This window comes from Tumidithrix helvetica PCC 7403 (assembly GCF_965232925.1).
Taxonomy (GTDB): Bacteria; Cyanobacteriota; Cyanobacteriia; order Pseudanabaenales; family Pseudanabaenaceae; genus Tumidithrix; species Tumidithrix helvetica.
In genome coordinates, this window is sequence record NZ_CBDDRA010000002.1 from 311,496 (window position 1) to 337,375 (window position 25,880).

Annotated in this window: 20 protein-coding genes; 4 read left to right on the top strand and 16 right to left on the bottom strand. The window is 41.2% G+C overall.

Features of this window, described 5'->3' with window-relative positions; genetic code table 11:
* The first annotated feature begins 244 nt into the window (after nucleotides 1-244).
* Nucleotides 245-457: a hypothetical protein gene (locus ACP2WE_RS03250; protein ID WP_425214148.1), complete on the top strand. Its 213-nt coding sequence runs from the start codon at nucleotides 245-247 to the stop codon at nucleotides 455-457.
* Here the strand turns inward: ACP2WE_RS03250 and ACP2WE_RS03255 are convergent, their stop codons facing one another.
* Complete coding sequence (locus tag ACP2WE_RS03255) at nucleotides 458-595, bottom strand: hypothetical protein (RefSeq protein WP_425214149.1); 138 nt, start codon at nucleotides 593-595, stop codon at nucleotides 458-460.
* 57 nt (nucleotides 596-652) lie between these two features.
* Here ACP2WE_RS03255 and ACP2WE_RS03260 point away from each other — a divergent pair, with 57 nt between their 5' ends.
* Both ACP2WE_RS03260 and ACP2WE_RS03265 read left to right on the top strand, forming a co-directional pair.
* Nucleotides 653-1,117, top strand: a complete 465-nt coding sequence (locus ACP2WE_RS03260) for a DUF29 domain-containing protein (protein WP_425214150.1) — start codon at nucleotides 653-655, stop codon at nucleotides 1,115-1,117.
* Between the two features lie 461 nt (nucleotides 1,118-1,578).
* The gene (locus tag ACP2WE_RS03265) at nucleotides 1,579-4,131 is read left to right on the top strand and encodes a PAS domain S-box protein (RefSeq protein WP_425214151.1); all 2,553 of its coding nucleotides are present in this window, start codon (nucleotides 1,579-1,581) and stop codon (nucleotides 4,129-4,131) included.
* 195 nt (nucleotides 4,132-4,326) lie between these two features.
* Here the strand turns inward: ACP2WE_RS03265 and hslO are convergent, their stop codons facing one another.
* Nucleotides 4,327-5,268: an Hsp33 family molecular chaperone HslO gene (gene hslO / locus ACP2WE_RS03270; RefSeq protein ID WP_425214152.1), complete on the bottom strand. Its 942-nt coding sequence runs from the start codon at nucleotides 5,266-5,268 to the stop codon at nucleotides 4,327-4,329.
* A 50-nt stretch (nucleotides 5,269-5,318) separates the two neighbouring features.
* Nucleotides 5,319-7,313: a glycosyl hydrolase family 28-related protein gene (locus ACP2WE_RS03275; protein WP_425214153.1), complete on the bottom strand. Its 1,995-nt coding sequence runs from the start codon at nucleotides 7,311-7,313 to the stop codon at nucleotides 5,319-5,321.
* 430 nt (nucleotides 7,314-7,743) lie between these two features.
* Here ACP2WE_RS03275 and ACP2WE_RS03280 point away from each other — a divergent pair, with 430 nt between their 5' ends.
* The gene (locus ACP2WE_RS03280) at nucleotides 7,744-8,724 is read left to right on the top strand and encodes a glycosyltransferase family 2 protein (protein WP_425214154.1); all 981 of its coding nucleotides are present in this window, start codon (nucleotides 7,744-7,746) and stop codon (nucleotides 8,722-8,724) included.
* 176 nt (nucleotides 8,725-8,900) lie between these two features.
* Here the strand turns inward: ACP2WE_RS03280 and ACP2WE_RS03285 are convergent, their stop codons facing one another.
* The 13 genes from ACP2WE_RS03285 to ACP2WE_RS03345 form a co-directional block, all read right to left on the bottom strand.
* Entirely contained in the window at nucleotides 8,901-10,220 is a 1,320-nt protein-coding gene (locus tag ACP2WE_RS03285; RefSeq protein ID WP_425214155.1) for a hypothetical protein, read from the bottom strand.
* A 19-nt stretch (nucleotides 10,221-10,239) separates the two neighbouring features.
* On the bottom strand, nucleotides 10,240-11,391 hold the full coding sequence (locus ACP2WE_RS03290) for a glycosyltransferase family 4 protein (protein WP_425214156.1): 1,152 nt from the start codon (nucleotides 11,389-11,391) through the stop codon (nucleotides 10,240-10,242).
* Nucleotides 11,392-11,400: 9 nt separating this feature from the next.
* Nucleotides 11,401-12,645 (bottom strand): glycosyltransferase family 4 protein, encoded by a 1,245-nt coding sequence (locus ACP2WE_RS03295; protein WP_425214157.1) that lies wholly within the window; start codon nucleotides 12,643-12,645, stop codon nucleotides 11,401-11,403.
* A gap of 108 nt (nucleotides 12,646-12,753) precedes the next feature.
* The gene (locus ACP2WE_RS03300) at nucleotides 12,754-13,851 is read right to left on the bottom strand and encodes an acyltransferase family protein (protein WP_425214158.1); all 1,098 of its coding nucleotides are present in this window, start codon (nucleotides 13,849-13,851) and stop codon (nucleotides 12,754-12,756) included.
* A gap of 26 nt (nucleotides 13,852-13,877) precedes the next feature.
* Nucleotides 13,878-15,002 (bottom strand): glycosyltransferase family 4 protein, encoded by a 1,125-nt coding sequence (locus ACP2WE_RS03305; protein WP_425214159.1) that lies wholly within the window; start codon nucleotides 15,000-15,002, stop codon nucleotides 13,878-13,880.
* Nucleotides 15,003-15,047: 45 nt separating this feature from the next.
* Nucleotides 15,048-16,259: a glycosyltransferase gene (locus ACP2WE_RS03310; RefSeq protein ID WP_425214160.1), complete on the bottom strand. Its 1,212-nt coding sequence runs from the start codon at nucleotides 16,257-16,259 to the stop codon at nucleotides 15,048-15,050.
* Between the two features lie 100 nt (nucleotides 16,260-16,359).
* Nucleotides 16,360-17,415, bottom strand: a complete 1,056-nt coding sequence (locus tag ACP2WE_RS03315; RefSeq protein WP_425214161.1) for a glycosyltransferase family 2 protein — start codon at nucleotides 17,413-17,415, stop codon at nucleotides 16,360-16,362.
* 240 nt (nucleotides 17,416-17,655) lie between these two features.
* Nucleotides 17,656-18,573: an FkbM family methyltransferase gene (locus tag ACP2WE_RS03320; protein ID WP_425214162.1), complete on the bottom strand. Its 918-nt coding sequence runs from the start codon at nucleotides 18,571-18,573 to the stop codon at nucleotides 17,656-17,658.
* 12 nt (nucleotides 18,574-18,585) lie between these two features.
* A complete protein-coding gene (locus tag ACP2WE_RS03325) occupies nucleotides 18,586-19,743 on the bottom strand; it encodes a glycosyltransferase family 4 protein (RefSeq protein WP_425214163.1) in 1,158 nt (385 codons plus the stop codon).
* A 9-nt stretch (nucleotides 19,744-19,752) separates the two neighbouring features.
* Nucleotides 19,753-21,546: an ABC transporter ATP-binding protein gene (locus tag ACP2WE_RS03330; RefSeq protein WP_425214164.1), complete on the bottom strand. Its 1,794-nt coding sequence runs from the start codon at nucleotides 21,544-21,546 to the stop codon at nucleotides 19,753-19,755.
* 93 nt (nucleotides 21,547-21,639) lie between these two features.
* Nucleotides 21,640-23,307 carry a glycosyltransferase gene (locus ACP2WE_RS03335; RefSeq protein WP_425214165.1) on the bottom strand — a complete coding sequence of 556 codons (1,668 nt, stop codon included), beginning with the start codon at nucleotides 23,305-23,307 and terminating at the stop codon, nucleotides 21,640-21,642.
* Nucleotides 23,308-23,352: 45 nt separating this feature from the next.
* On the bottom strand, nucleotides 23,353-24,459 hold the full coding sequence (locus tag ACP2WE_RS03340) for a glycosyltransferase family 4 protein (RefSeq protein ID WP_425214166.1): 1,107 nt from the start codon (nucleotides 24,457-24,459) through the stop codon (nucleotides 23,353-23,355).
* A gap of 23 nt (nucleotides 24,460-24,482) precedes the next feature.
* Nucleotides 24,483-25,589 (bottom strand): acyltransferase family protein, encoded by a 1,107-nt coding sequence (locus ACP2WE_RS03345; RefSeq protein ID WP_425214167.1) that lies wholly within the window; start codon nucleotides 25,587-25,589, stop codon nucleotides 24,483-24,485.
* Between the last annotated feature and the right edge of the window lie 291 nt (nucleotides 25,590-25,880).

Below are 25,880 nucleotides of genomic sequence, written 5' to 3' on the forward strand. Positions count from 1 at the left end.
CTCTGCGATCGAAGTTGATGAAATGAGCAAAGTTTATAATGGCAGCAGATCGAGCCTATTGACTTGACTCTCTTGCCTAACCCCTGCAGTCTTGTTTTTTGCTAGGATAAACTTTATCAAAAACTTTTTCTTTGTTAAGGGCACCTCTATTAATTGACTTATTCTCAATAACAAGAGCCTAAAAGCCTTGATGCTTCGTTCATATTCTCAATTACTTTGAGTTTTTAGAGGTGCCCTTAAGCCAATGATTAGCCGAGATCAGCTAAAACTAGCCATTGATGCGATCGATGACACGCATCTCGAAATGCTCCACCGTATCATTTTGGCATTCAGAAAACCCATGCCAATTACTTCAAATCTCGCTTTCTTAGAAACAACCAATCCACTTAAAGGCAGTATCACCTTTGAAAATGACATCATTTCTCCGATTGATACCTTATGGGAAGCCGAGCAATGATTATTCTCGATACCCATGTTTGGCTTTGGTGGATGAATCAATGCAGCTATTTACAAGTGATTTGGTAATCACAACATTATTACCAATGCCCAAGGCGATCGCATCGCCGTTATCCTTGATATTGTCGCTTGAACGCATTACCACTGGAACTAAAACAACGTAATCTTTAACCCTTTTCCTTTTTCCCTCAACACGATGACCACCACATCTCATCAAACAACCTTCCACGCTCAACTTTACGAACAAGACTTCTCGCTTTGGTTAGAGAAAGCCGTGCAATTATTGCAGGAAGGCAATTTGGCAGCATTGGATGTTGAGAATTTGATCGAAGAAATTGAAAGCATGGGAAGAAGTGAAAGACAAGCCATTAAAAGTAATTTGGAAATTATTTTGATGCACTTGTTGAAATATAAATATCAGCCAGAAAAGCGTTCAAACAGTTGGCGCTACACGTTGCTAGAACATCGTCGCCGCTTAGATGAAGCCTTCAAAACGAGTCCCAGCCTAAAAAGATACTTCTTACAGGAGTTTGACAACTGCTATCTAGGTGCAAGAAAGCTAGCTAGCGCAGAAACAGGCATGGCGATCGCTATATTTCCTCTAGAGCATCCCTTTACAGTCGAGCAAGTTCTAGACGAAGACTACCTACCTGAAACTTAGCAGCCCAAACTTGGGCTATTTCCATCCGAGCAAACGGAAATTTGCACGAGGACAGATTAAGATTCCCGACTTTTTTGTGAATTTACCTGAATTCGGGTTAAGGCTTTTAGGACAAAATATTGGGCGTACAAGGGGTAAGGGCAGACACAGGGGCACTGCCCCTACCCAATTTTCGCAGGGTCAATTCATGAATTGACCCTGCGATTCTATGCAGAAGAAAGAATCTCTCATGGATCGTTTAGGATTGCTATATCTACGATTCTATGCAAAGGATGTAGGATAAAAGCTTTCAATAGCAAGGCTTCAACTATACTTTCCCTGTTTAACAACTGCCATTTAGCCAGAAATCTCAGGCTGTTCTAGCTTTTCAAGAGCAAGGCTACAAACAACTTATACCTCTAACATCCGACATGTAATAATTAAGAAAACACTGACAACATTAAGATCAGTTGCTTTTCCCTATGGTAGACATTGCAGCCGCACTCAAGATAGCGGTTATTAGAAATCCAGCCTGTGCTTCACCTGACAGCATGGTAATTGAGGCAATGACTGCAATGAGTGGGGCAAATAACACTAGTGCTAGTTGCATAGTGGTTGTAGAAAATGACAAGGTTGTCGGTCTCTTAACAGAACGAGATATGTTACGCCTAACCGTTCAGCAGATGCCAGTGAAGCATCTAACGCTACGACAAGTATTGAGCCATCCACCTATAACCGTGAGAGAATCGGCATTAAACGATCTCAGTTCCTTACTTAATCTCTTCGAGCAGCATCAAATCAGCCACCTACCCATTGTGGATAATACCGATCGGTTAGTAGGAACGATCGGTCATGCCAGTCTCAATCAAGCATTAAGTTCCATCGTCCGCCAGCAAGCAACGACCCAAGCACAGTTACAAAGCGAACGCGAACGGTTAACGCAAGCCCTAACCCAACTCAATCAAGAACTAGAAGATCGAGTTAAAGAACGCACTGCGGCTTTACAAATGAGCGAAGAGCGTTGGCAATTGGCGCTCAAAGGATCGAATGTTGGTATTTGGGATTGGGATATCCTAGGAAATAAGAAATTTTATTCCCGTCGATGGAAAGAGATGCGGGGCTTTGCTGAGGACGAGATTAGTGATTCGGTTGATGAATGTGAGAGTCGAATTCATCTTGACGACTACGATCGCACTCTCGCCCAACTCAATGCCCATCTTGCAGGAGAGACAGAATTTTGTGAATTAGAGTATCGGACACAGTGCAAAGATGGCTCCTATATTTGGATTGTCAATCGGGGACAAGTTTTGCGAGATCAGACAGGAAAAGCCATTCGCATGATTGGTTCCGACACAGATATTACGGTACGCAAACAAATAGAATTCGCACTCCAAGAAAGCGAACGACGGTATTCAAACTTAGCTGCTGCTGCACCTGTGGCAATTTTCCGATTTGATCCACAACTCAGTTGCACCTATGTGAACCATCGTTGGTGCAAAATGACAGGTCGCACTGCGGAATCGGCTTTGGGGCGAGGGTGGATGAATGCCTTGCATCCTGACGATCTCGATCATACGCTTAAAGAATTGGATTACCTGCATGAACATGCCTCTCCAGATTCTCAGTTTTTAAAAACTGGAGAGGGTCGGCATTTACGTCCAGATGGCACGATCAATTGGTTTTATTCTCACGTCGTTCAAGAGTTTGATGATGCTGGTAATCTTATCGGCTATGTCGGCACGCTGACCGATATCACCGATCGCAAGCGAATCGAGGCAGAATTAGCAGAGAGTGAGTCTAAATACCGTCGTTTGGTGGAAGGTGGGCAAGATGCGATCTGGTCGATGGATGAGCAGGGGCGATTTACCTATCTCTCACCACAATTTAAAACCATATCTGGTTGGGAAGCCAGCGAGTGGATTGGGAAGCACTGTACTGAGGCGATACATCCTGACGATCGTGAGAGAGTAACTGTTTCTAGGCAAGCTTTGGTAAGAGACTCGGCTGCAGGCGAACTAGAATTTCGCCTTTGCCACCCCGATCGTCCCTATGTTTGGGTGAGGGTGAGTTCAACCCCCATTCTCAATACTGCGGGCGAAGTAGTGGGTCAGCAAGGCATTTTAACGGATATTAGCGATCGCAAGCAAGCAGAAGTCCAACTCCAGCGTACAAATGAAGAACTCATCCGTGCGACTCGCCTGAAAGACGAGTTTCTCGCCAACATGAGCCACGAACTCCGCACGCCTCTTAATGCCATTTTAGGTATGTCTGAGGCATTGCAAGACATGATTTTTGGTTCGTTAAACGAGAAACAAATCAGATCTATAAAAATAATCGAAGACAGTGGTACTCATCTACTAGCACTGATTAATGACATTCTAGATGTTGCCAAAATTGAGTCGGGACAAATCAAGCTAGATTTTCAGCCTGCAAATATCTGCACTCTTTGTAACTCTAGCATCGCATTTATTAAACAACAGGCTCAGAAAAAAAATATTCAGATAAGAGCGAACATTCCGACCCAACTTCCAAAAGTATTCATTGATGAACGTCGTATCCTGCAAGTTTTAATTAATTTACTCAACAATGCGGTTAAATTCACGCCAGAAGGCGGACATATTACTTTAGAGGCAAGCCATCACCAACAAAATAAAGCGCTAGAACCATTAAGCGTTCAAGATATAACGAATGCGTATCAAAATCGGCTCTCACACGAACAGATACCCGTTCCATTACCAACAAGCAGCTATATCAAAATAGCCATAACTGACACTGGAATTGGCATTGCCTCAGAAGATATGCCTAAATTGTTTAAACCCTTCATGCAAATTGATAGCGCTCTCAATCGGAAGTATACAGGAACGGGTTTAGGTTTAGCTTTGGTGAAACAGATTACCGAACTTCATGGAGGTGTTGTTAACTTGACGAGTGAGGTCGATACTGGTAGTTGCTTTAGCATCGAACTTCCTTGCGATCCTGTCCCCACTCCACCGGGTTCTGACATTAACTGCAATGACGAACTCAATGAGTGTTAGTACAAATCATGGCGTTTTCTAATCCATAATTTAGATCTATCTTGTTTTTGTTCGGATAAACTCGGTTAGGATCCCCGACTTTGTTTGTAAATTTGCAAATACCCTTTACTGGCTCATACCATTTTCAAAACTCGATCTGTTGCAAATTCAAGAGGAATTGTAGAAAAAGTCGGGGATCTGTGCAGTAAGTTCGAGCTAATTATTGACGCTGGTTTCTGCTTTTAAGCCGTTAATAATCTCCTCTAACTGTTGACTGTCAGCACGATAGACCTCAGCGCAAAAATGGCAGGTTGCCTCAGCCCCATTATCTTTGGCGATCATGTCTTTGAGTTCGGCTTCGCCAAACATTTTGAGTGCGCCCAATACCCGCTCTAACGAGCATGGACATTGAAACTTCACGGGCTGCGTAGCAGGAAAGATATGCAAATTTAGATCGCCGAGAATCTCAGACATAATTTGCTCTAGGGACTTGCCTTGCTTGAGCAAACGGGTCAGCCCCTCAGAAGCCTCGACCCGCGCATCAATTTGCGCCATTAAATTCTCATCTCTAGCGGCTTTCGGTAAAATCTGGAGCAAAATTCCTGCGGAAACATTTACACCCTTGCGGCGTGACGCATCCCCATTAGGTAGATCGCTGTCTCCAATAAATTCGCCCACCATCAGCTTAGAAAAGGTTTGCTCCGAGGAAGCCAAATACCAAGCGACATCCTCGCCAATTTCACCTGAAACCAGTTCAACCGTGCTCGCGAAAGGGTCGCCATACCCAACATCTCGCATCACCCTGAGAAAACCTGTCTTTCCGATCGCTTCCCGCACATCGGGATCGCCATCAGCATTGAGCGGTAAATCAAAACTGGGGTTCGCGACAAAACCTCTGACCGTGCCGTCCATGCCAGCATCGGCAAACACCAAGCCCAAATTACCATCGCCTGCCACCCTTATATTCACCCGCGAATGGGGACGCTTCATACTCGAAGCTAAGAGTAAGCTGGCACTCATGGCACGACCGAGGGCGGCAGTAGCAACCGTTGACAGTTTGTGACGACGAGATGCCTCATTGGTCAGTTGGGTGGCAATTACGCCGACAACCCGCACGCCACCATCAGCAGCAGTGGCACGAATTAGTTGGTCAACCATGCGTTTCCTTAAAAGGGGTTTTAACGTTTATCCTCTCTATGTTACGCAATCTACCCGCGATTTGATCTGCCCCCACGATATATGCCGATACGGTGAGTATCGCGAGAAAGCCTCAGTTCCTTGGTAGTTGAGCCTTGGGTCTCTACGGCTTCAAACCCACGGGTGTTGCCCTCAAAACCCCAATTGTATTGTAGATAGGTGGCACTAATCGCCGCATCTGTCGTAGAAAAATAGGGCACTGCATCACCCTCAAGGACTTTATGATCTCGAAAAAATCCGCCGAGAATTTCAGTTTGACCGCCTTTTTGGGTATCCACATGACGCGCGATCGCTTCGGTTTTCATGCCCAAGCACCAAAATTTGCCTCCCTCATTCACAACATAGGTGCGATCTTTTACCCACTGATTGTTTTCAGGATTGTAGTGAACAGCGCGAACGGTCTGAGTCCCGTGAATGCGAATATCCGTATGCGTATCTTCAAGCCAGACATTTCCAGAATATCCTGCAGCTAGGTGAAGTACCCCACCTCCTGAAGACCGCATATAAACGGGGCGATTTGAAGCAATTTCAATACCAGGACGAGCCTCGTTATAGGGCCAGCGAGAAGGGAAGAATGATTCGAGTACTAAGGGCGCTTTTGTATCACCGACAATGCGGATAATGGGGCGATCTTCAGGAAGATAATCATTAGAATTTCCAAAAGATGTGCTGGGACCATTATGCATGCCAACCACTCGGCGCACGGTTGTCGGAATGGTAATCGTTCGGCGCACAGAATAGTTCTTTCCAAAAGGGAAATAGATGGTAGATGCACCTGAGTCAAAAACTTTCTGAACTTCTGCGGTATCATCGTCACCAACATCCAATGGCTTCATCCAAGCACTTACGGGTTCTAAAATTGGTGTTGGCGGAGCCTCATAGAGCATCTTCAGATGTCCCGTGCCCCCTTCAGGAAACAGCGTATGTTGCTCATCATTTTTGCTTACATATTCTTTTAGTGTCGGCCCAGGGATCAGCGTTCCCGAGTCGTTCAGTAGATTTTTATAACCTCTAATAGAAATATTGCGACCATAAAAACCTCCTTGGTTTTGAATCGCTGAAACCGAACTCGCACTTCCTATCAGCGTAGCCTTAACCAACACGATATGAGAAAGATAAAAGCCACTATTGACGATCGCAGGTACTTTGTTCTGACTGATCAGGCTGTAAATCGATACGGGCAGATTGTTCTCAAATCCAACAATACGCTGATTTTTAAGCGTAAGGTTAAGAAATGTCGCATGGGAAACGCTGCCAACGGTAACGACGCCGCGATCGAAACCTTCAACCGTCAGGTTTTCGATCAGAGCAGGACCAAATTCATTTTCGGTTAGATCGAGTCCAATCTCGCCCTGTCCATCTTCAGAACGAATGGTAACGTCACGAATCATCCCTTCGTTGTGATTGTTATACCGTATCCCAATTGCTCCAGGGTTTCCCTTCCCTGTATTCACTGTCAAATTCTGAATATAGTTAGCAAAGGACTCATTGTTACTGTAATAGGCATGTAATACTGGTTTTGACTGCCCCATACCGTAGTCTTGGGCGTTGTTTTTGAGTTTTATGACCGTACCATTTTGGCTTTGTCCCTGAATCGTGACCCAACGACGCCAGAAGATTGGTCTGGAAACCAGATAGGTTCCGTTGGGAAAATAGAGCACCCTAAAATTATTCGGATGTCCGCCGTTGTAGGTATAGGTTCGATCGATCGCATTCTGAATAGAGGTTGTATCATCATGGATACCGTCCCCTTTAGCACCAAAAGAGCGCACATCGATAAAACCAGCATCAGCAGGGAATTCTATCGTAGGAACATAAGCTATTAATCCCACCTTGCACTCTGACAAGGAGTTTTCACATTCAACTTTGCTCTCAGGAGATCTAATTGCCGATTCAACGATAACGGTTTTACCAGCAAACTGGTAAGAAAATGCGTTGGTGAGGGCGATCAGAAGAATTGATATAAAGAAGCAGAGAAGAGCTACAAAGACACGATTTGACTTCATGTTTGGATTTTGAATCGAAAAAGTGTGAGATTGATATCAGTAAGTTATACAGATGATTAGAGCAGCTAAGGGCTCATTCCTAAAGTTAACTACAATGATAGAAAAGCGATTAGAGTAGATAGAAAAGCGATTAGAGCAAGTCGTTAGTTATTTCAATTAGGTATAGGAATGAGGGATACAGCTCGTCAAGGTGCTGGGTTAGATTCTCAGTCTTGGGATTGCCAAGATATTATTACCCATTCCATACTTCTCCTTCACAAAACTTTTTGTTGGTCAATGTATAAGTTCTAGACTAAACTAAACAATAGTGAAAGTTTTTTGAAAAAAGTACTAAAACTCTTCATTCCCTAATAGAAAACTCATACCAAAAGGTTCCCAAAATCCAGATTCTGCCATTGATAACCTTAAGATATCAGGAGTAATAATTTGCATGATTAGTGTTGTTATGCCTGCTTATAATGCTTCAAAATTTATCGATGAGGCAATTAAGAGCATTCTGAATCAGACACTTGGTGATTTTGAACTAATTATTGTAGATGATGGTTCTACTGATAATACCGTAGATATTGTGAAGCATTATCTTAAATTAGATCGGCGGATACGATTAATTCAAAATAATCATAAAGGAATTAGCCATGCCTTAAATACAGGGCTTAAAGAAGCTAAGTATGACTGGATTGCAAGAATAGATGCTGACGATATTGCCTTGCCAGAAAGATTTGAGAAGCAAATTAAGGCAGCTAATGCTAATCCTAAAGTATTGGTTTGGGGAACCTATGCTTATCATATCAGTTCAACAGGAAAAGTACTAAGTTTGCAGCAACAAGGACCTATTTCCGAAGAAGAATTCCATCGAATTTTAAACGATGGAATGATTCCTTTTGTAATTCAACCTACAGTCCTACTGAAGAAGGAAATTTTGTTGAAAGTAGGTGAATACGATGAGAGATTTACATTTGCTCAAGATTTGGATCTACTAAGTCGTATATCCGATCATGGTTCTATTCTCGCTATACCAGAACCTTTATTATTGTACCGCGTACATTTACAGAGTGTTTCTATGCAAAAGTTCTTTTTACAACAATTTTTTGCAAGATGCATATATGCCCGTCATCAAGCTCGTAGAACAGGTGCCCAATTACCTGAGCCTGCTCAGTTTGAACATGAGGAAAAAAAGCGACCGATTCTCTCCCGATTGCCCGAAAACCTGCAAACTTTGGGGCGTTTTTTTTATAGAAAAGCTGGATTATTCTTTGCAGAAAAGCAGTATATACAAGCCACTTGGTATTTAGGTTTTGCAATGATTATTTATCCTTCTTATTCTATCCCTCGCATCTGGAACCAAAAGTTGTCTCCGCAAACACGCCAAGCATTAAAAGAAGCAAAATTTTGTTACACTTCAGAATCCTGATACCCAAGCGATTTGGTCTCATGTTTTCATGTCTCTCAGGTGAAACTTAACTATCGGTTAGTGTCTTTATTTTTTCGCCACCAAGAAACTTGATTTTTTAAAGCCTTACAGCAAAAGCATTACAAAATTGCATTTTGCAAGTGGCGAAAACTTCGTGACACTAACACTATCGAATTTTAAGAAACTGCTTTATATTCTTGATGTTCCAAACTACTGAATTGAAATTCGAGTCGTCGAAGTCCGATTAGGACTACTGCATAGAGTGTATATCCTGGTTCCTCCATCTGGGTAAATATCAGACCGAAAACCAGCGTACTAAGCACTAGAAATTTAGAAAAGTAATCAAGACAGAAATAGTGCCAAACCAAAAACCAAAGAAAAAGATATGATGCCACTCCTAAATATCCTAAGTCTCCCCAAATGCCAGCCCAGCCAAATAAAGCACAGTACATAGTAGATTCTTGTGCGATCCAACTATTCCGATTCACTTCTAGTACAGCCGCGCTTGCTGGATGTACTGTTGCTCCCAAAGGTCCTAAAATTTTCCAGTTCTCTTGAATCAGCCAGCCACCAAGCCGTCCGACAGTATGACCAGGTCCTAGTCCAAGTAACTCGTTCAAGAAAGATTGATAGTAAGTAGGAATGATCCGAAATGCTGCAAACTTAGTTTGAACTGCCAAACCGTCAGGTCCGTAAACATCTTTTGTTGCATAATTTTTAAAAGCTTCAAAGCCTTCTAGATTGTATACACACCAGTTAAAGCCTGAACCAATTATGACGGAAGCAAACAGATATAGAAGTGTTTTTTTGATATCTTTAATATGGGTAAAGATTCCAATTACTGCAGCAATCATCAAGGTCGCAAGTACTTGCTTTGAATCAGAGAGTTTCAATTGAAAGAAAGCGAAAAAAACGGTAGCCGATCGCAACCAAAGAGGAGATTCTCTGACAAACATGAAGTAATAAAAACTAAAGAACAAGGAAACTGTCGTAGATACATAGTTTCCCGCTCCCGAAACAAAAAAAACTCCCGCCATTCCATCAGTTCCATCTAATCCTCCTGCATAAATGCGTCCTGATTCTAACAATAGATACTGGATAAAAGCTAAAGCCATGTTGGCAAAACAAGCACCAATTAACCAGCTTTGAAACCGTTTTAAATTTAAAAGCGACATTGGCACGCAAACCATAGCCGCCAAAAGCATAAAAGGTTCACCAAGCATCAAGAAGAGTAAAATTGCATTGATTAAGCCTGCATTATTTAACACTGTACTAGCAATTATGACTAAGAATAGGAGCAGGAGCCCCACGAGAAGAAGCCAAGTAGCTGCAATTTTTTTTCGAGCATTAAAGTATGTTTTAAATAAAACAACTCCAAAAAATAAGGGGATAATTACTAAGTGAGCGTGGATGAGGAAGGAAGGAGCGCGAGTTACAGAGCAAAAAATTCTGCCAAAAAAAGCTGTTGAGAAAGCTAGGAATATTTGTAAGGGCATTTACGATCTAGATTGGCTACTATCTCATTATCCTACTGATGTTTTTTATGATAACTGCAGAGTAAAACTTTAAATACTGATCGCCTGCACTCGATTTTGAGAACCGTGCGTCTCCCGAATCCTGTCTGGGTAAAGTTTGCCCTAAGGTTTGCGCGATAGCTTGGGTCAGTTTGCTTACCGAGTCTCCTTCTAAATTAAAGTAAGTACAATTGTCCGAGCCAATTTCTCTAAAAACTGCAATATTCGAGCAAACAACGGTACAGCCAAGATACATTGCTTCAGCCAAAGGCAGACAAAACCCCTCGGTAGAAGAAGCGATCGCAAACAGTTGGCAATTTTCGTACAGCCACCGCAACTCACCATCATCAATCGAGGATAGTAGCAACACGCTATTTTCCAGTCCAAGATTTTGGATTAAAGTAACAAGATTCTCAGTTTCAGGACCATTGCTGCCCACGATCGCTAATTGAGATGCCTTACTTAATTGACCAGTTCCTCTGAGTTGTGCATAGGATTGAATCAGCAGATCGAGGTTTTTGTTTTTGCGGTGCTGGGCAACAGTAAGTAAAAAAGAAGGAAGCTTATTCGCATCGAAGGGTTTAGGAATTTTTGAAACAACTTGACTGAAGTCTACATAGTTGTAAACAACGCTTGTATGTTTTTGGGAGCAAGCATCAGGAAAATAGAACTGTAGATTTTTTAACGTCATCTGCGAGACACAAGAAAGACCATCACAGTTCGCAATACACTGCTTGAGAAACCCACGGTTAAAGAGAACATTGGGAAAGCCAAAGTTTTCAGGACATTCATAGGGATAAAGATCGTGTATTGTCGCAACAACAGGGCAGTTAAATCGCGATCGCGCAAACGGCATTGGAAAAGACAAATGGACAATATCAGGATGAAGTTGGTTGGCAAGTTTGGGTAGCCCCCACAAAAACCAGATATTTCTCGCTAACGAACTATTTTTGAAGTCAACGCTAACGACATCGATTTTTTTCGAGCAAAGATTAAAAACAGTTTTAAAATAATGGCGTTGCCATTCCCCTATAAGCAAGGTAACTTTGCTGACTTCTTTTGTGTCAGCAAGACATCGAGCGAGATTGGCTGCATGTCTGCAAACTCCTGTTGGTTTTGAAGGCCTATGTAATGCGGAAATTAGAACATGCATGACGACTGATTATTTAGCGTTTTTGCCAGCAACAATTTCTTCATAGACTTGGGCTAGCTGTTTGCCCTTAACTTCCCAGCTATAGCATTCTCTCACGCGTTGCTGTCCCAATCGCCCCATTTGTAATCGTAGGTCTTTGTCGCCAGCAAGACGAATCATAGCTTCAGCCAAACCGCTAATTGCCTGCTCGGGATCGAGAGCTGGCACTTTAAAGCCAGTTTCCGCTGTCACCTGCACTGCTGGGCCTCCTAGATCGAGACAGATCGCGGGTTTACCAGTTGCCATCGCTTCTAGACAGACCCATCCACCCGAGTCATGCAGGCTAGGATGAACCAAAGCCGAAGCTTGCGCTAATTTCTGAAGCACCTCTTCTCGCGGTAGTAGACCCCAAAACTTTACCCGATTGGCAATATTTAAGTCGAGAGCTAGCTCTCTCAGTCGCTCCATTTCTGGGCCATCGCCTAAAATCCAATACTCAGCATCGGGAAGATTAGCCTGGGCAAAGGCACGCAATCCCAAATAAAACCCCTTCCAATGCAATAGACGAGCTATGCCGATAAACCGAATCGGAGACTCATCATTCGCGTGAGATTGGGCAAACTCAAACTGTTCTATTTCCTGTCCTGACATCGCAGTTTCCGAGGAAACCCGAACGTTAGGAGCACCTAGCTCACGCACTCTTTTTGCCGTATCTTCGGTGGTAACATAGGCGATCGCACTGCGTCGAGCTGTTATGCGTGTAAAAGGGTCGAGTTCTCCCAGCGATCGCCATGCCCATCGCAAGGTCTCATAGAGTTTATTTTTCCAAGTAAAATCTTTCCAGAAAGTCATCGGTGCAGACTCCCCACCCCCGACGGGTCCCCAAATAAACGGTACGGGTAGGAAGGATAAAAAACTAGGACAAGAGTAACGCACAAACGTGACATGGTGGATGGCATCAAAGCCAACTTCCTGATGCAATTTCCATCCCACGAAATAGGCTTGAATTTGCCAAAGATAATAGTGCAGTTGCATCGCACCCGATTGTCCCCAACGTAAACTGTCTTGCCAGAAAGGAAGAGTAAAGTAAACAAAGTGGAGATTAGGAACTGGATTGCTGGCAAGTTCCGCTTCAATTGCTTCCTTACTTTCATCAGGTCGGGTCAATACCCACACTTCGTGGTACTTGGCAACCTCACGAGCAACATTCCAACCAACTCCTCGTTCGGAGCCTTTACCAGGTTCACAAGAATAGGCAGAGATCAGAACCTTCATAGTCTTGACGTCCTCAGAAAATATTCACTTTTAGTCTCACAATCAAATTTATATTCGTACTCAAATGCCAGCAATTATTTGACACTCCAAGTAATTCCAGTCTTTGTTTTAGATGCCAAATAAGTACTTTGCTGTCAGCTTGTTTTTAGTTAGATAAAAAACTACGACCCAAGAGAGCAAAAAACAAGGAATAGAAAGAGCTAACATCGAAGAAATTGAGATGGAAGCCGTAAGTTCTGGTATTACTTTACCTACTAAAGATTTAACAATATTCATAGTATATGGATGAATTAAGTAGATACCAAAGGAACATGCTCCAACATTAGCTGAAAAGCTGCCTACAGAATTGTCACTCAAATAGCTAGATAGAGAAATACTAAATAGGAGAAGGGTATCTGCTAGGATGATTTCTTGTAAGGCTCTAGGCAAGAAAGAACTTCCTAGTATATCAGTACATAAGAATAAAATCGCTAATGCTACAGTAACAAATCTAGTATGCAAGAATATTGTTTTTTGAAGGAGTCGATTTAATGTTAGTGCGACAAAGAAATACGGTAGACACCTTATAGTCCATGCAATCTCAACAAACATTAGCCGAAGCAGAGGATGCTGCTCAGCATTAATTTGCCAATAACTCAAGAAATTTTGAAAGGCAACATTTGTACCTAGTTGAAATGAATTGCCAGAAATTTCAAGTAAGTGATATAAAGCAATACTGACAACTGAGAGAAAAAGTAAAACTCTCTTGCCAATTTTCAGCCTTTCCATAAATGGCATCAACAATACCAGAGACGTTCCTGCAAACAAAAGCGCCAAGAAATAGAGATGGTAGGAAGCCCCACCCAAGAAAACAATTGATAGAGGATCTTGTAAAAATTGCTGCAATCTGTCAGTTTTGTTGGTAAGAGTAAAAATGATTACCCTTAACACAAAAAAGATGATACTCCAAATAGCATAGGGAATTAAAATACGCTCAACTCTCGATCTCCAGAATTTCCAAGAGTAGGCAATCTCTGGCTTAGCAGTCATGAAATAAAAAGCTACTGCGAGAAAGAATGGAACAGCAAAATAGAAATTTAAGCGAAATGCTATAGCACTAGGATCTATAGGAAGACCCCAAGTTTCATCTCCAGAGTGAACAATTATCACTGCATAAGTTGATAGTCCTCGGCAAAACTCAATGCCCAATAATTTGTTTTTATTCATCGATTGTAAATTTATTTCCCAAATTTTTAGAATCTCTTCAGGGTTTCGTAAATTTGTGCAACGTGTTCGATAGATTTCGTCCAAGAAAAGAGTTTGGCTCTTGTAAATCCTTTCTCAATATAGCTTTGGTATAAAGCTTGGTCTTTTCGTAGGGAATAAACTGCGTTAGCAATCTCCTCCACGTCAAGCGGATCGACCAGAATTGCCGCATCCCCAGTCACCTCTGGCAAAGAAGAGACATTGGCAGAAATTACTGGGATACCACAAGCCATTGCTTCTAATACTGTTAATCCAAATCCTTCGTACAAAGAAGGAGCGATCAGCGCATCGGCAGCATTGTAAAGCCCCACAAGTAATGCTTTATCAGATTTACCGATGAATGTAATAATTTCCTCTAAGTTATGAGATTGAATAAATGCAGTTTGCTCTTTTGTAAATTCATCACCAACTTTCCAAAGCCTGATTGCCATACCGCGATCGCGCAGCATAACTAGAGCTTTAAGAATTGTAGGAATATTTTTGCGTTGATGGGTCGAGCCTACATTCAATAGGCAGAAAGTTTCAGCCGATCCTTCGTATTGTTGCCGTATGGTTGCTACTTCATCTGATGGAAGTGGACGAAAAAATGATTCAACTCCATTGGGAACAACAGTAATTCTTTCTGGAGGAATCATTAACATTTTGGCAACATCTTTTGCTGTATTTGAAGATACGGCAATCACGTGATCGGCATCACGCATTCCCATAACTGAATATTGCCAAGATGCCATACTGAAAGCAGGAAAACGGGATTGCCCCTTAAGAATTTCTGGATAGACAAATTGTACTAAGTCGTGGCAGGTAACAACTATCGTCTTTCCTGTCTTTTTCAACCAATACGCTACGTGAGCATTACTATGATCTATGATGTGATAAACATCTCCTTGTATTTGGCAAACTTGCTGAGGATGACTCCAAAAACGTTCGTAATACTTGCGAAAGCCCGTACCAGAGTGCCAGAGATTCTCTTGACTATCGCTCCAAGGTTGTGGAGCAATTTCTGTGATTTCCCATGTTGGTCGCAACTGCTTTAATTCGGCAACCAAATTATTGGCGTATACGTCCATACTGGGAGCAACTCCTAGCTCTCTACGAACAATTACAACTCGCATTAATTAGCTCCTGTTTGCATTGTCTATAGCTCCAATAAATCGCTGCTAGCTCGAGAGATGTGAGTCGTTTTTCCGATCGTCGAGTACAGTTTGCCAAAGATTGACTAACCGCTCGGCAATTTTCTGATGGGAATAATTTTGATGAACTCTACTGATACCATATTGTCCAACTTCTTCGCGCCAAGCTGGTTCGCGAAATAGGCGCTCTAAAATTGATGCTAATCCTGAAACATCATCTTCTTGAAATACCAAATCTGATCGCCCAATTACATTAGGAATTTCGCCAGAAGAGGAACCTACAACAGGAATTCCCATAGACATAGCTTCAATCAGAACATGACCAAATTGTTCTTTCCAATTTGAGGTCGATCTTGAAGGCAGTACTAATACATCAAAGTAGCTAAGTTCTGCAGGGGCTTGGCTATGGAGAACTGCACCGCGCCATAAGACGAGATCGGCAATTTGCAGATCTTCTGCTAGTTTTCGCAGTGCGGCTTCTTCAGATCCAGAACCACAGAGAATAATTTGACTGTTGATCCCGCGATCGCGGAGCTGAGCAACAGCGGCAAAAATTAAATCGATGCCTTTGCTTTGAGTTAATCGACCGAGAAAGCCGATCCGAAACGTGGATGCATTAGGTGGAGATTTTGTGGATGGGGCAAAAAACTGGGGATCGACACCCATTTGAGGCATCACTTCTAATAAGCCGCGATAGTTCCACTTTTGCATTACTTCGGCTCCGTCTTGATTGCCCGAGATAATTGCAATGGCAGTGTTGAGCACAAACTGACAAGTTTGCCAACGAGCTAGTGGTAGTTGGCGTAATTGATTTTCCCAGCCAAATACAACCATTGGTTTGCCCATCATGCGCGAGAAAATAGCGACCTCAAAAGCGCAGACCGAAAATACTTCCACCTCAGTTTGGATAATATCGGGTTTAAAGTCTTGTAAGACTTTCCAGAGAGCCCATGGGGCATAAAAATAGGCTCCGACCCGACCCGAAAACATGACAGGAGCTTCATAGAGATGGAGGTTAGGATAGGGACGTTCTAATGGTAGCAAACGGTTCCACTCTAATGCTCTCCAGTTACTAGGAGCGAGTAGTCCTACTTCTATGCCTTCGACTTGGGAGATCGCAGCCAACTTGCCTTGATTTACGCCCACGACATAAGCATGGCTGACAAAAAGAACCCTTAAAGAACTGCTAGGAACGGTTGCTTGGGTCACAGCTAAATTACTATGGTATTCTTCTTTCATCCTTGCTTTAGCCTCATTTCTTTTGGTCAAGATGTTTTACTACAATCTGGTTCGGGGCTCTAGAAACAATTTAATTTAAATTTCTTGTGGACTAAGTTTCTTAGCTAACAAGAACACGAATTTTAGAGACAGCCCAATCAACTAATTTGGGTCGATGTTGAGGTGCATACAACCATGTCATGGCAGGTTCTGCAAGAGGCAATGGCAGCAAACCAACCCAGATAAACCATAGACTATAGAAAAGTCGCTTTTGCCAGTTAAAGTCTGAGTATTTCCATAAAGAGCGAATTCCACAGTAAATTAAATTAAGTGGGTGATCGCTCTTGACTGGATGGTTTTGAGGATCTAAACGCAAAGAAATAATTCGAGACCATAAGCGTCCGATCGAGCGTTGTTCTAAATCAGAAGGAATCTCATAGCCGAATTTTTTTGCTGTTTGAGTCAGGAGGGAGAAATTTTGCAAGTCATGGTGAACAAAACGTTGGAAGCGATTACTATTGACCGTTGCCAACGCCCATTGATTAGTATCGTGAATTCTGTATGCCCCAAGTGGTTCTTCTATTGCTGCAACGTCACCGTAAAAAGGAACTTGGAAAGACAGATAATCATCCGCTGTTAACTTGTATTCGTGAGGGATGGGAAATAGCTTTTCCAGAACACAACGATTTAACGCATTACCACTAGTTGGAGTACTGACATATCCACCTTTATCCAAAAGGAGTTTCCATACTTTACCACTCGATAAAGGACTAGAGCCTTGAGGAGATGAGTAGCCAAGCGATTCCCCAATCGAATCAACAACTGTTAAGCGATAGTGTACCTTAGAGAGGTCTGAATTCCAAATTGCAACAATTTTTTCAACTGTATTAGGAAATAAGTAATCATCTGAATCCAGGAAAATAATAATATCACCTTTGCTTTTAGCAAAACCGCTATTAAAAGCTGAAGCTTGTTTGCCGTTAGGCTGTAAAAGAGGAATTATGCGATCGCCATATCCAGCAATAATCTCACGAGAGTTGTCCGTAGAACCGTCATCAACAACAATGACTTCAATATGAGGATAGGTTTGATTTAAAGCACTGTTGATTGCCTCAGCAAGAAAGCGATCGTAGTTATAATTATTAATTACGATGCTGACTAAAGATTTGAAATCCATCTTTATGACCTCGTAAACACCACCCTTTTAACCCTTAGTGGTGCAGAAAACTTTTTAAGTCTCAAATGAGACTACTGAATTCGCTAGAAAGCGTTGCTCAAACGACCTAATTCTCGTTAAATTTATGGGTGCATCCCACAGGTGCAGATAAAAAACTGTTCGCCGAGCGTTTTTGAAAGCCTTACCGCACAAGACTTTCAAAAATGTTCAGATTTTTCTGCACCACTAAGCTTTTAACCTTTATTCTTGAACTACTCCCAATTGATTCAAAACAGAATCTGATGTCTCTGATGGTGCAAGTAAAATATGTTCAAGATCGGGCTTAGGTTGTTTTATCTCAATAAATTGCCCAGATTTAATTTGGCAAAAATAGCGGTAGTTCCAAGGCGAAACAATATCTATCACATCTAGAAATGAATGTCCAAATCTTGGCAGAAAGTAATTATTAAATTCGCCATAAATGATTGGACGGGTTTTACTAAGAAAGGATATGGCACCATGCAAAAACATGACCTCGGCTCCTTCAACATCAATTTTGATAAGATCGCACCTCTCAATTTTTTGTTCTTTTACAAAAGTATCAATCTGTGTCAAACGTGCAGTTGAGTTCGCTCCAAAATAGTTATTTTGAATTTCACCCTTGACCATCACTGCATTACCTGTTTTAGCATTGTTTTCATTCTCCATGGACATTTGGATAAATCCTTCATGGTCACCAAGTGCAATGTTGTATGCCAACACAATTTCTTCAAGGTTATTTAATGTGATATTTGTTGTGAGGCGATCAAAATTAGATTTGACTGGTTCAAAAGCATACAGTAGACCATTCAATTGTTGCAACCTGCGACCTAACCCTACCGAATAAAATCCAATATTAGCACCAACGTCAAATACAATGCATCTTTCCTTAAGGCAGTTCGACAATCTTGAAATTATATCGTTGTCATAATTCCCATTCCAGTAAGACCACTGTTCTGTTCTACTGCGTATATCTAACTGCATCTTGCTTCCATCTTGCATTCTAATTATTGAAATACATTCTTGGTCGCTATCGAAGTTAGTCATTAAATTGCCGATCGTGTTACCTAGATGACGCTTACCACGAAAATACAATGTATTACGTAACAAAGAAGCAATTGAATTACGCAGTTTGTACATATCCTTTTAAACCTATACTAGTGTTTGTAATAGTTCTTTGACTTTCTGCCCAGAAACTCCCCAGTTCAGTCGTGATTGATATTCATTAAAAGCAGAAAATGCTAATTTTTTATAATCCGTATAGTTAGCAAATAGACGATAGATGTAATCACAATATTGAGATGTTTCAGCATTGAGATCAAACAGATTACCATTTACATTTGGTTTGATAATTGTTGGAATTCCGCCGACCTTCCTAGAAATACAAGGAACACCAAATGAATTTGCTTCACAGAATACGACACCATAACATTCTGCTCTTGAAGGTAGAATGAGAAAATGAGACTCTGCAATGAGTTGATTAATTCGTTCTTTTCCAGCACTTGTAGATTTACTGATAAAGCCTAATGGTTTAACAAAACTGGGCAAAGAATCTTCTACAATTGGTTCACAACCAACAACTGTTAATTCTGTATTCAAACCTAGATTATTGAGGTTTTCAGCAACCTTTAGTGCCACATCTCCCCCTTTGCGATACCAATCAACACCTAAAAATAATAACTTACATCGATTTGAAGATCTTGCTTCAATCAAATCCTTAATCTCACTCAATGTTCTATCACTATCAATGTTTGCGCCGAAGGGTACCACCTTCACTTTAGCTGGATCGGCGTTGTAATATTCAAGTGCCGATTGAGCAGCCCAGTCAGAAGCGTAAATTGCTAATTTACACTTCTCAAGAGCTAGCTTTTCCATCATGTGCCAACTTTCAAGCGATTCCTGACAGAGATTAGCGTACTGAGGATAAAAATCTACTAACCCAGCATAGGTCGCATCTGCCCAGAAAACAATCGGCTGACTACAATCAAGATAGACAATAGGTCTTATTGCTGCACTAAACACGACATCAGCATTACTCGCTGAAAGTTTTTTGGAAATCTCACGAGCATAATCCCTCAAAACTTGTAGATCTGAGTCTTTTTCATAATGTGTACCCTGAAAAAATTTGTAGTATCGGCGTTTACACTTTTGCACAATTCTAAGTGTAAACTTCTCTTCCAGAGGACCAAGATACCCTAGTTCTATCCCTTGATTTTTTAGAGCTTGTGAAATGTAGTAGCCTAAGCCAGACCACTCGTTAGATCCTGTCAAAGCTCTTGCATCGTAGGTGGTAGCATATGCTATGTTCATCGATTTTTCTTATTGCCCTAAAACAACTTCTTGATAGGTACCTGATTTTATTACTTTTCCCTGTTCTATTTGGTAAATGCGATCGCAATGTTCAATAGTGGAAAGACGATGAGCGATAATTATGATTGTCTTATTACCACTCAATGCCTTGGTTGCTTCTGTAACAAGCCGTTCTGTGTCATTATCTAAAGCAGCAGTTGCTTCATCAAACACCAATATTTCTCTTTCGTGATACAGAACACGAGCTATCCCAACTCTTTGGCGTTGCCCTCCAGATAAGAGCACTCCACCCTCACCTACGACGGTTTTGATACCGTTTGGAAGTTGCGCGACCACTTCACTAAGTTGAGCCATTTCAATTGCTTTTATTAATCTATTTTGGTCGATTAACTCATCTGTAACACCGAATGCAATATTTCGTTCAAGGGTATCGTCGATTAAAAATATGGACTGGGGAACATAACCAAGCATATTCTGCCAAGCACGTAAATTGTTGTAGACTGAAACTCCGTCAATTATGATATCTCCAGATTGAGGAATGAAAAGACCCAGCAGAATGTCCACTAAAGTCGTTTTACCAGAACCTGACTTACCAATCAGACCGATGGACTGACCCTTTTGAATTGTCAAGGAAATTTCGTCTAACGACTTCCTTGAAGTATCTGGATACTGAAAAGTAACCTTGTTTAAAACTATCTGCTTCCTCAATGAAAGGGGAATTGCATCTGAACCAAGTGACAAGTTTTTTTGGAGATGATTAATACTAGCGTTAGGCAGAACCATTCCTTTTTCTATTTCCTTAAAGTCAAAGAACAATTTATCAATGGCAAAGGTATTTCCCCTAAAAGTATTAATGTTACCAACTAAATTACTTATTGCTGGAAGAAGACGAATTGAGGCAAGGGCAAAGATACCTAAAATAGCAGTCAGATCTTGTCCTTGTCCTCGATTTAGATTGACATACAAAATTGTAAAGCTAACTAGAAAGGTAATCATAAACGCTTCAATCACAAAGCGCGGAAGATTGCCATAACTTTGATTCAACGATACATTTTTGGCGTACCTCCTTGTCTGTTGCTCCATCTGTTGCTCGAAATAAGATTCGCAACCAATCACACGGAGTTCTTTCAAACTTCCTAAACCATGATGCAGAATCCGAATCATCTCTTCTGAAGCCCCCCACCCTTCCTTGCTCCAGAAAGCTATGCGACTTCTCAGAAGTTTGATTAGCCCAACGACAACAGGAAATAGTAGGGCTATCAGAAACATTGCCATGTAACTAGTCTTAATTAAAAGTAAAGTTAAGGCTAAGATGATAGCAGAATTAGAAATAGCTGTTAGAAGAGGCATTACTACACCAATGCAAACGTTATCTGTAGTAGCAGTAACATTCTGAATCATTGTTGCAGAATTAACCCGTATATGAAAGCTGTAAGGAGCTGCAAGATATGCTTTTAAGAGCTTATAGGATAGATTTCCTTTCAAGGCATGACCAAATTGAAACACTGCTTTTTGAGCTTCAAAACTCAAAAATGCTTTTACATAATAGGCAATCAAAACTACCGCACCTAAAAAAATCAGAAAATACTGTTCAGAGCTAAAGTTTAATTTGCTATAGATTAGGTTCAACCAATAATAAGTTTTAGTTAAATCTGGATTAGTAGCGACAGCAATGAATGGACCAATCATACCAGTTCCAATAACTTCCAAAACCGAGACAAGGAGGAATACAAAAGTCATCGCAACAAGTGTCTTGTGATGCCCTTTAGTAAGGTATGAAAATTTAGTTACAAATTGCGACATAAATGTAGCATCCTAGTTCAAAGTGATCTCTATTTAGCAAGGAATAAATTTAGAGTACAAGCAAGATTGAGCGTAGAGCATATACATTTACATTTACAACTTTTTTGAGGACATCAACAACCTCAAAGGATGCGACAGACGAGAGCGCAATGTGTAGAATCTTGCTCTAAATCTCCCGGATATTAAAGCATTGGGTGGATTATTATGGAAGCCGTATCGTCTAACCATACCTAGCCAAATAAGCAGACGATGTCGGAATGGCATGTATGGCAAGTGAGATTGCATAATCCTGTTAATCTCAATACCATTCACAGAAGGCAAAAAAATATCCGGCTCGTCTAGGGATACCTTATCTACCAAAGCTGTGGGTGGAAATATCACTGGTGGCAAAGTAACTGCTTGATGATAGACCTTATCTAGGGCACTTTGCCAACTGCCCCCCCAATGAATTGACTCAATTTTACTTTTTGTAGCTTGCCCTAAGGATAATCGATAATTTTGATCTTCAACCAAGCGAGATAAAACAGCTGTGTACTCATCAATATCTTTGACTCTGATGAGATTCCCAGACAAACCTGGCATGTCAGCTCCAAGAGTTGCGCAGGCTTCTGAAGAGTATGGATAGCGACTTACTAAAGGCACCCCAAAACTACCAGCCTCTAGCAAAGAAGTTATTGAAACAAAAGGAAAAGAGTCAACATAAATATCTGCTGCTTGATAAAATATAGCTGTATCTTTAGTCTCTCCATAAACTCGAATTCTCCCATCGACTTGACTAATAGCTTCCGACCAATCTTCGTCGCTATTACCTGGCCCAATCACAATCAATACTGCTTGTTTATACTGCTTGAGCAACTGGATATGAGCATCAGCAAAACTCATACCATTAATTGTTCTATACTTAGCCGCTCTAGCTATGGATAGAAGTACAGTAAAGTTTTGATCTATTCCTAGAAGTCGTTTTGCCTCCGATCGAGAAAGTGTTCTTTGAAGAGGCTCCAGAATTGTTGGGAGAAGCATGTTGCGCTCTGGCTCAATCCCCCTACGCTCTTCTGACAAACGCATACCAGACTCACGAAGGTTTGCCACCACATCGCTAATACTCACTCCAAGCCAAAACCAGTGGTCTCCATTGTTCACATAGATGATTGGTGGTGACTTTTGTTTGTTTGCAAATGCAATTGTGGGTACAACATCAAATTCCCATGTATGTAAAACAACTATATCTGCGTCTAATGAGCATTCATGAAGTTGTTTGGCAATAGAGGTAATGCTATCAATCTCTGCATCCAGTACATGAATATTACCCTTACTGCTTGACACCGTATCCCGCAAGATTGCAGGAACTTGCACCTCACCCTGTTTTGTTAGGGCAACAGAGTGAGATCGCTCGGAATCCTGTTGAATCCAGCGCTGAAGCAATCTGGAAATCCCACCGATATCACTAACATGTGTAGAAACGTGTAAAATCTTCTTGACTCCTCCAGGGAAAGAAGCCTCCTCTCGAGAGTACAAATTTTTTGAAATAACTCTTTGACCAATTTCGAGAAGAATCTGCTCCAGCCTGGGACAGCTATAAAACCCACAATGGTTGACATTTGCATGGGATGCTGCAATCTGCAAGTATGCGGCGGCAGCATCAAACTCCTCTCGACTCACTAAATCTTCAGCTTTTAAGAGCAAGTTGTTGAAAACCTCGAGATTTTTGGGAATCGCTCGAATGCCTTCCTCTCGCAAAAGATTGAGGTTGTTGTCAGCCATTTTTCTAGATGATCTCCCACGCATTCGATTATTAATAACATTTCGTTAAACAAGATTCATGACTTGAAGTAAGCTATTTTTCTCCTTTTCCCACGTAAATTTTTCCTTGGCTCGTTGCCACCCAGCAAATCCCATTTTTGTCCGTAATTCTGGATTTTGTGCAAGCGCTACGATCCTCTGTGCCATCGTCAAACAATCTCCTTCATCTACCAGAAATCCGGTTATTTGATCGGAAACCGCTTCAGGAATGCCGGCATGTCGGGTGGAAACAACTGGCAGGGCATTGCCCATTGCTTCTAAGATTCCGACTGGAAGTCCTTCCTCATCACCATCTGGAGCAGTCATGCTATGTTGCAGAAAAATATCTGATTCTCTCATGAATTGTTGAACAGTCTCATTTGGTTGACCTCCGTGGAGGGTTACTTTATCTGAGAGACTAAATTCATGGATGAACTGTCTCACTGCAGGAAGTAGATCTCCAGTACCAATATAGTCTAACCTCAGGTCAGGCCATACATTGACAGCTTGACGAAACGCTTCTAAGAGCATAATGGGAGCTTTCTTAGGAACCATTCGACCTACCGCAAGACAACGAACATTGTCTCTTTCTGGTCGATTAATCGGTTCATCTGGTACATCTACACCGCATGGTATAGTGCAGATCTTATTAGATTCTAGCCCTAAATCAATCAGCCTTTGTCGCTGAACTTCACTTACCGTAATAATTCCAGCTGCCTTTTGATAGTCAAGATACTTCTTCTGCCATGTCGGGTTACGCAAGGCTAGTGAAACATCACAACCATGTGCATGGGCAAAATAGGGAATATTGAATTCCTGTGCTAGCTGAAAAAAATCAAAAGAATATTCCAGAAATTCCCCTAAAATCATTTGAACTTGGTGCTGCTTCAAGAAGCGTTGGATAGTTGGCTTTTCTGCAATTTGTAGAACCCATCTTATTGGCTCTCTCTTAGGTGCCCGCTGCCTACAAACTAAAAACGGGGCATCAACATTCCAGTGTCCTGCATCGGGGCCTGAGACATTGTGGGTAAGTACCACCGTAGCTCCAGGTAGAAGATCTTCCATATGTCGCCGGATAAAGGTTTCCGACCTTACTCCAATATCAGGTGCAGCAACAGCAAGGGGATAGTTCATATAGCCTTTCCTCCACTAGATTATTAATTCAGTTTCCATGACGCTTTTTCATACCCAAAATGCCTTTTAAAATTATTAATCGGCTTTTCAATAAGGAACCAGGATGGGATGGCAATGGCGAATGAAGCTATAACCTTTAAAGCGATTACCAGCAATAATGGAATTGAAGTAGGTAAATTTAAGTACCAAGAAAGTATGTCATAGATAGGATTCATAAAATTATGATAAATATAGATTCCATAACTAATTTTACCGATAAATACGAGAGGTTTTAGTTCAAGAAATCTTCCTAAAATGCCATCAAATCCTTTTGCAGCAGTACTGACTAACCATACAAAGAAAATAGATGAAATGGTTGGTTTAATCAAAATATTAATTAGTACTGTTCCTCTAAATATAAAAGAAATGATTATAAAAGAAATCATTAATGGTAAGCAAACCCATAGACCAAACTTACATAAACTCTGTTTGGCCTGTTTGAATTGATCGTAGTTGTGTATGTAGAATGCTAACAATGCACCCAGTCCAAGTGCATCCAAAGAGGCAGCAGGAAAGACCCCAATTTGGGTTATGCTTAGGTTTAAACCGTAACAACCTATAAATCTAAATAAAGGTGCTAGAGTAATTGTTGTAAAAATGGCTTTTAGCAGATATCTCTGAGGTAGCAATAGTATCACTAACGGCCAAATTAGATAAAATTGCTCTTCCATCGCTAATGTCCAAAAGTGTGTTGCATACTGATCGTATGAATCTTGGACAAAAACCATGATATTGCTTGTATACGTTAAATGCCAAAAAAAATCGCTTCTAACCCTCTTGAATATAATTGCAGCAACTACAAGAGTCAGGTAGTAAATTGGAAAGATTCGTAGAAAACGGCGTATGTAAAATCTTTGAAGTGTAAATCCGATCCTTTGATCGTTTGCCCTAATGATATCTCGGCAGCGCAAGAGAATTCCAGTAATCAAAAAACCACTAAGTACGAAAAAAAGCGTAACTCCCGATCCCCATTCTATAGGAGAAGCTGTTTTCCAAGAAGATATAAAAGAAGTATATGTACTTGGTGGTACAAAATGCTCAACCATTACCCCAAATAAAGCTAGTGCTCTTAGAGAATCTAACTGAACCATGTAACTGGTCCTGTTAGCTTGAGGAAGCTTTTTGAATACATCCATATTTGTTAAGAGCAACGTTTTTTATGGTTTGGATGGATCTAATAAATATTGGATTTAATTCCAGCTCAGCAAGTTTTCTCTAAAAAATTGACCTTTCCTCTCTTAGAGAGATTAGAGAAGATCTTCGTCGATACCAGATATGTTGGAGCAGAGAAGACTAGGTGGGTCAGAGATAACTTTAGTTGGATTTAGGAAGTAGGCAAAAGACCTGACAATCAGTTGATTATAAAGGAAGATCATGTGGCA

Excerpts from the sequence above, each read along its gene's own strand:
- ACP2WE_RS03280 (WP_425214154.1), top strand. The coding sequence starts at position 7,744 with ATGATTAGTGTTGTTATGCCTGCTTATAATGCTTCAAAATTTATCGAT.
- ACP2WE_RS03285 (WP_425214155.1), bottom strand. The coding sequence starts at position 10,220 with ATGCCCTTACAAATATTCCTAGCTTTCTCAACAGCTTTTTTTGGCAGA.
- ACP2WE_RS03300 (WP_425214158.1), bottom strand. The coding sequence starts at position 13,851 with ATGAATAAAAACAAATTATTGGGCATTGAGTTTTGCCGAGGACTATCA.
- ACP2WE_RS03320 (WP_425214162.1), bottom strand. The coding sequence starts at position 18,573 with ATGTACAAACTGCGTAATTCAATTGCTTCTTTGTTACGTAATACATTG.
- hslO (WP_425214152.1), bottom strand. The coding sequence starts at position 5,268 with ATGGTTGACCAACTAATTCGTGCCACTGCTGCTGATGGTGGCGTGCGG.
- ACP2WE_RS03290 (WP_425214156.1), bottom strand. The coding sequence starts at position 11,391 with ATGCATGTTCTAATTTCCGCATTACATAGGCCTTCAAAACCAACAGGA.
- ACP2WE_RS03265 (WP_425214151.1), top strand. The coding sequence starts at position 1,579 with ATGGTAGACATTGCAGCCGCACTCAAGATAGCGGTTATTAGAAATCCA.
- ACP2WE_RS03335 (WP_425214165.1), bottom strand. The coding sequence starts at position 23,307 with ATGGCTGACAACAACCTCAATCTTTTGCGAGAGGAAGGCATTCGAGCG.
- ACP2WE_RS03340 (WP_425214166.1), bottom strand. The coding sequence starts at position 24,459 with ATGAACTATCCCCTTGCTGTTGCTGCACCTGATATTGGAGTAAGGTCG.
- ACP2WE_RS03275 (WP_425214153.1), bottom strand. The coding sequence starts at position 7,313 with ATGAAGTCAAATCGTGTCTTTGTAGCTCTTCTCTGCTTCTTTATATCA.
- ACP2WE_RS03330 (WP_425214164.1), bottom strand. The coding sequence starts at position 21,546 with ATGTCGCAATTTGTAACTAAATTTTCATACCTTACTAAAGGGCATCAC.
- ACP2WE_RS03310 (WP_425214160.1), bottom strand. The coding sequence starts at position 16,259 with ATGAAAGAAGAATACCATAGTAATTTAGCTGTGACCCAAGCAACCGTT.
- ACP2WE_RS03250 (WP_425214148.1), top strand. The coding sequence starts at position 245 with ATGATTAGCCGAGATCAGCTAAAACTAGCCATTGATGCGATCGATGAC.
- ACP2WE_RS03325 (WP_425214163.1), bottom strand. The coding sequence starts at position 19,743 with ATGAACATAGCATATGCTACCACCTACGATGCAAGAGCTTTGACAGGA.
- ACP2WE_RS03305 (WP_425214159.1), bottom strand. The coding sequence starts at position 15,002 with ATGCGAGTTGTAATTGTTCGTAGAGAGCTAGGAGTTGCTCCCAGTATG.
- ACP2WE_RS03345 (WP_425214167.1), bottom strand. The coding sequence starts at position 25,589 with ATGGTTCAGTTAGATTCTCTAAGAGCACTAGCTTTATTTGGGGTAATG.
- ACP2WE_RS03315 (WP_425214161.1), bottom strand. The coding sequence starts at position 17,415 with ATGGATTTCAAATCTTTAGTCAGCATCGTAATTAATAATTATAACTAC.
- ACP2WE_RS03260 (WP_425214150.1), top strand. The coding sequence starts at position 653 with ATGACCACCACATCTCATCAAACAACCTTCCACGCTCAACTTTACGAA.
- ACP2WE_RS03255 (WP_425214149.1), bottom strand. The coding sequence starts at position 595 with ATGCGTTCAAGCGACAATATCAAGGATAACGGCGATGCGATCGCCTTG.
- ACP2WE_RS03295 (WP_425214157.1), bottom strand. The coding sequence starts at position 12,645 with ATGAAGGTTCTGATCTCTGCCTATTCTTGTGAACCTGGTAAAGGCTCC.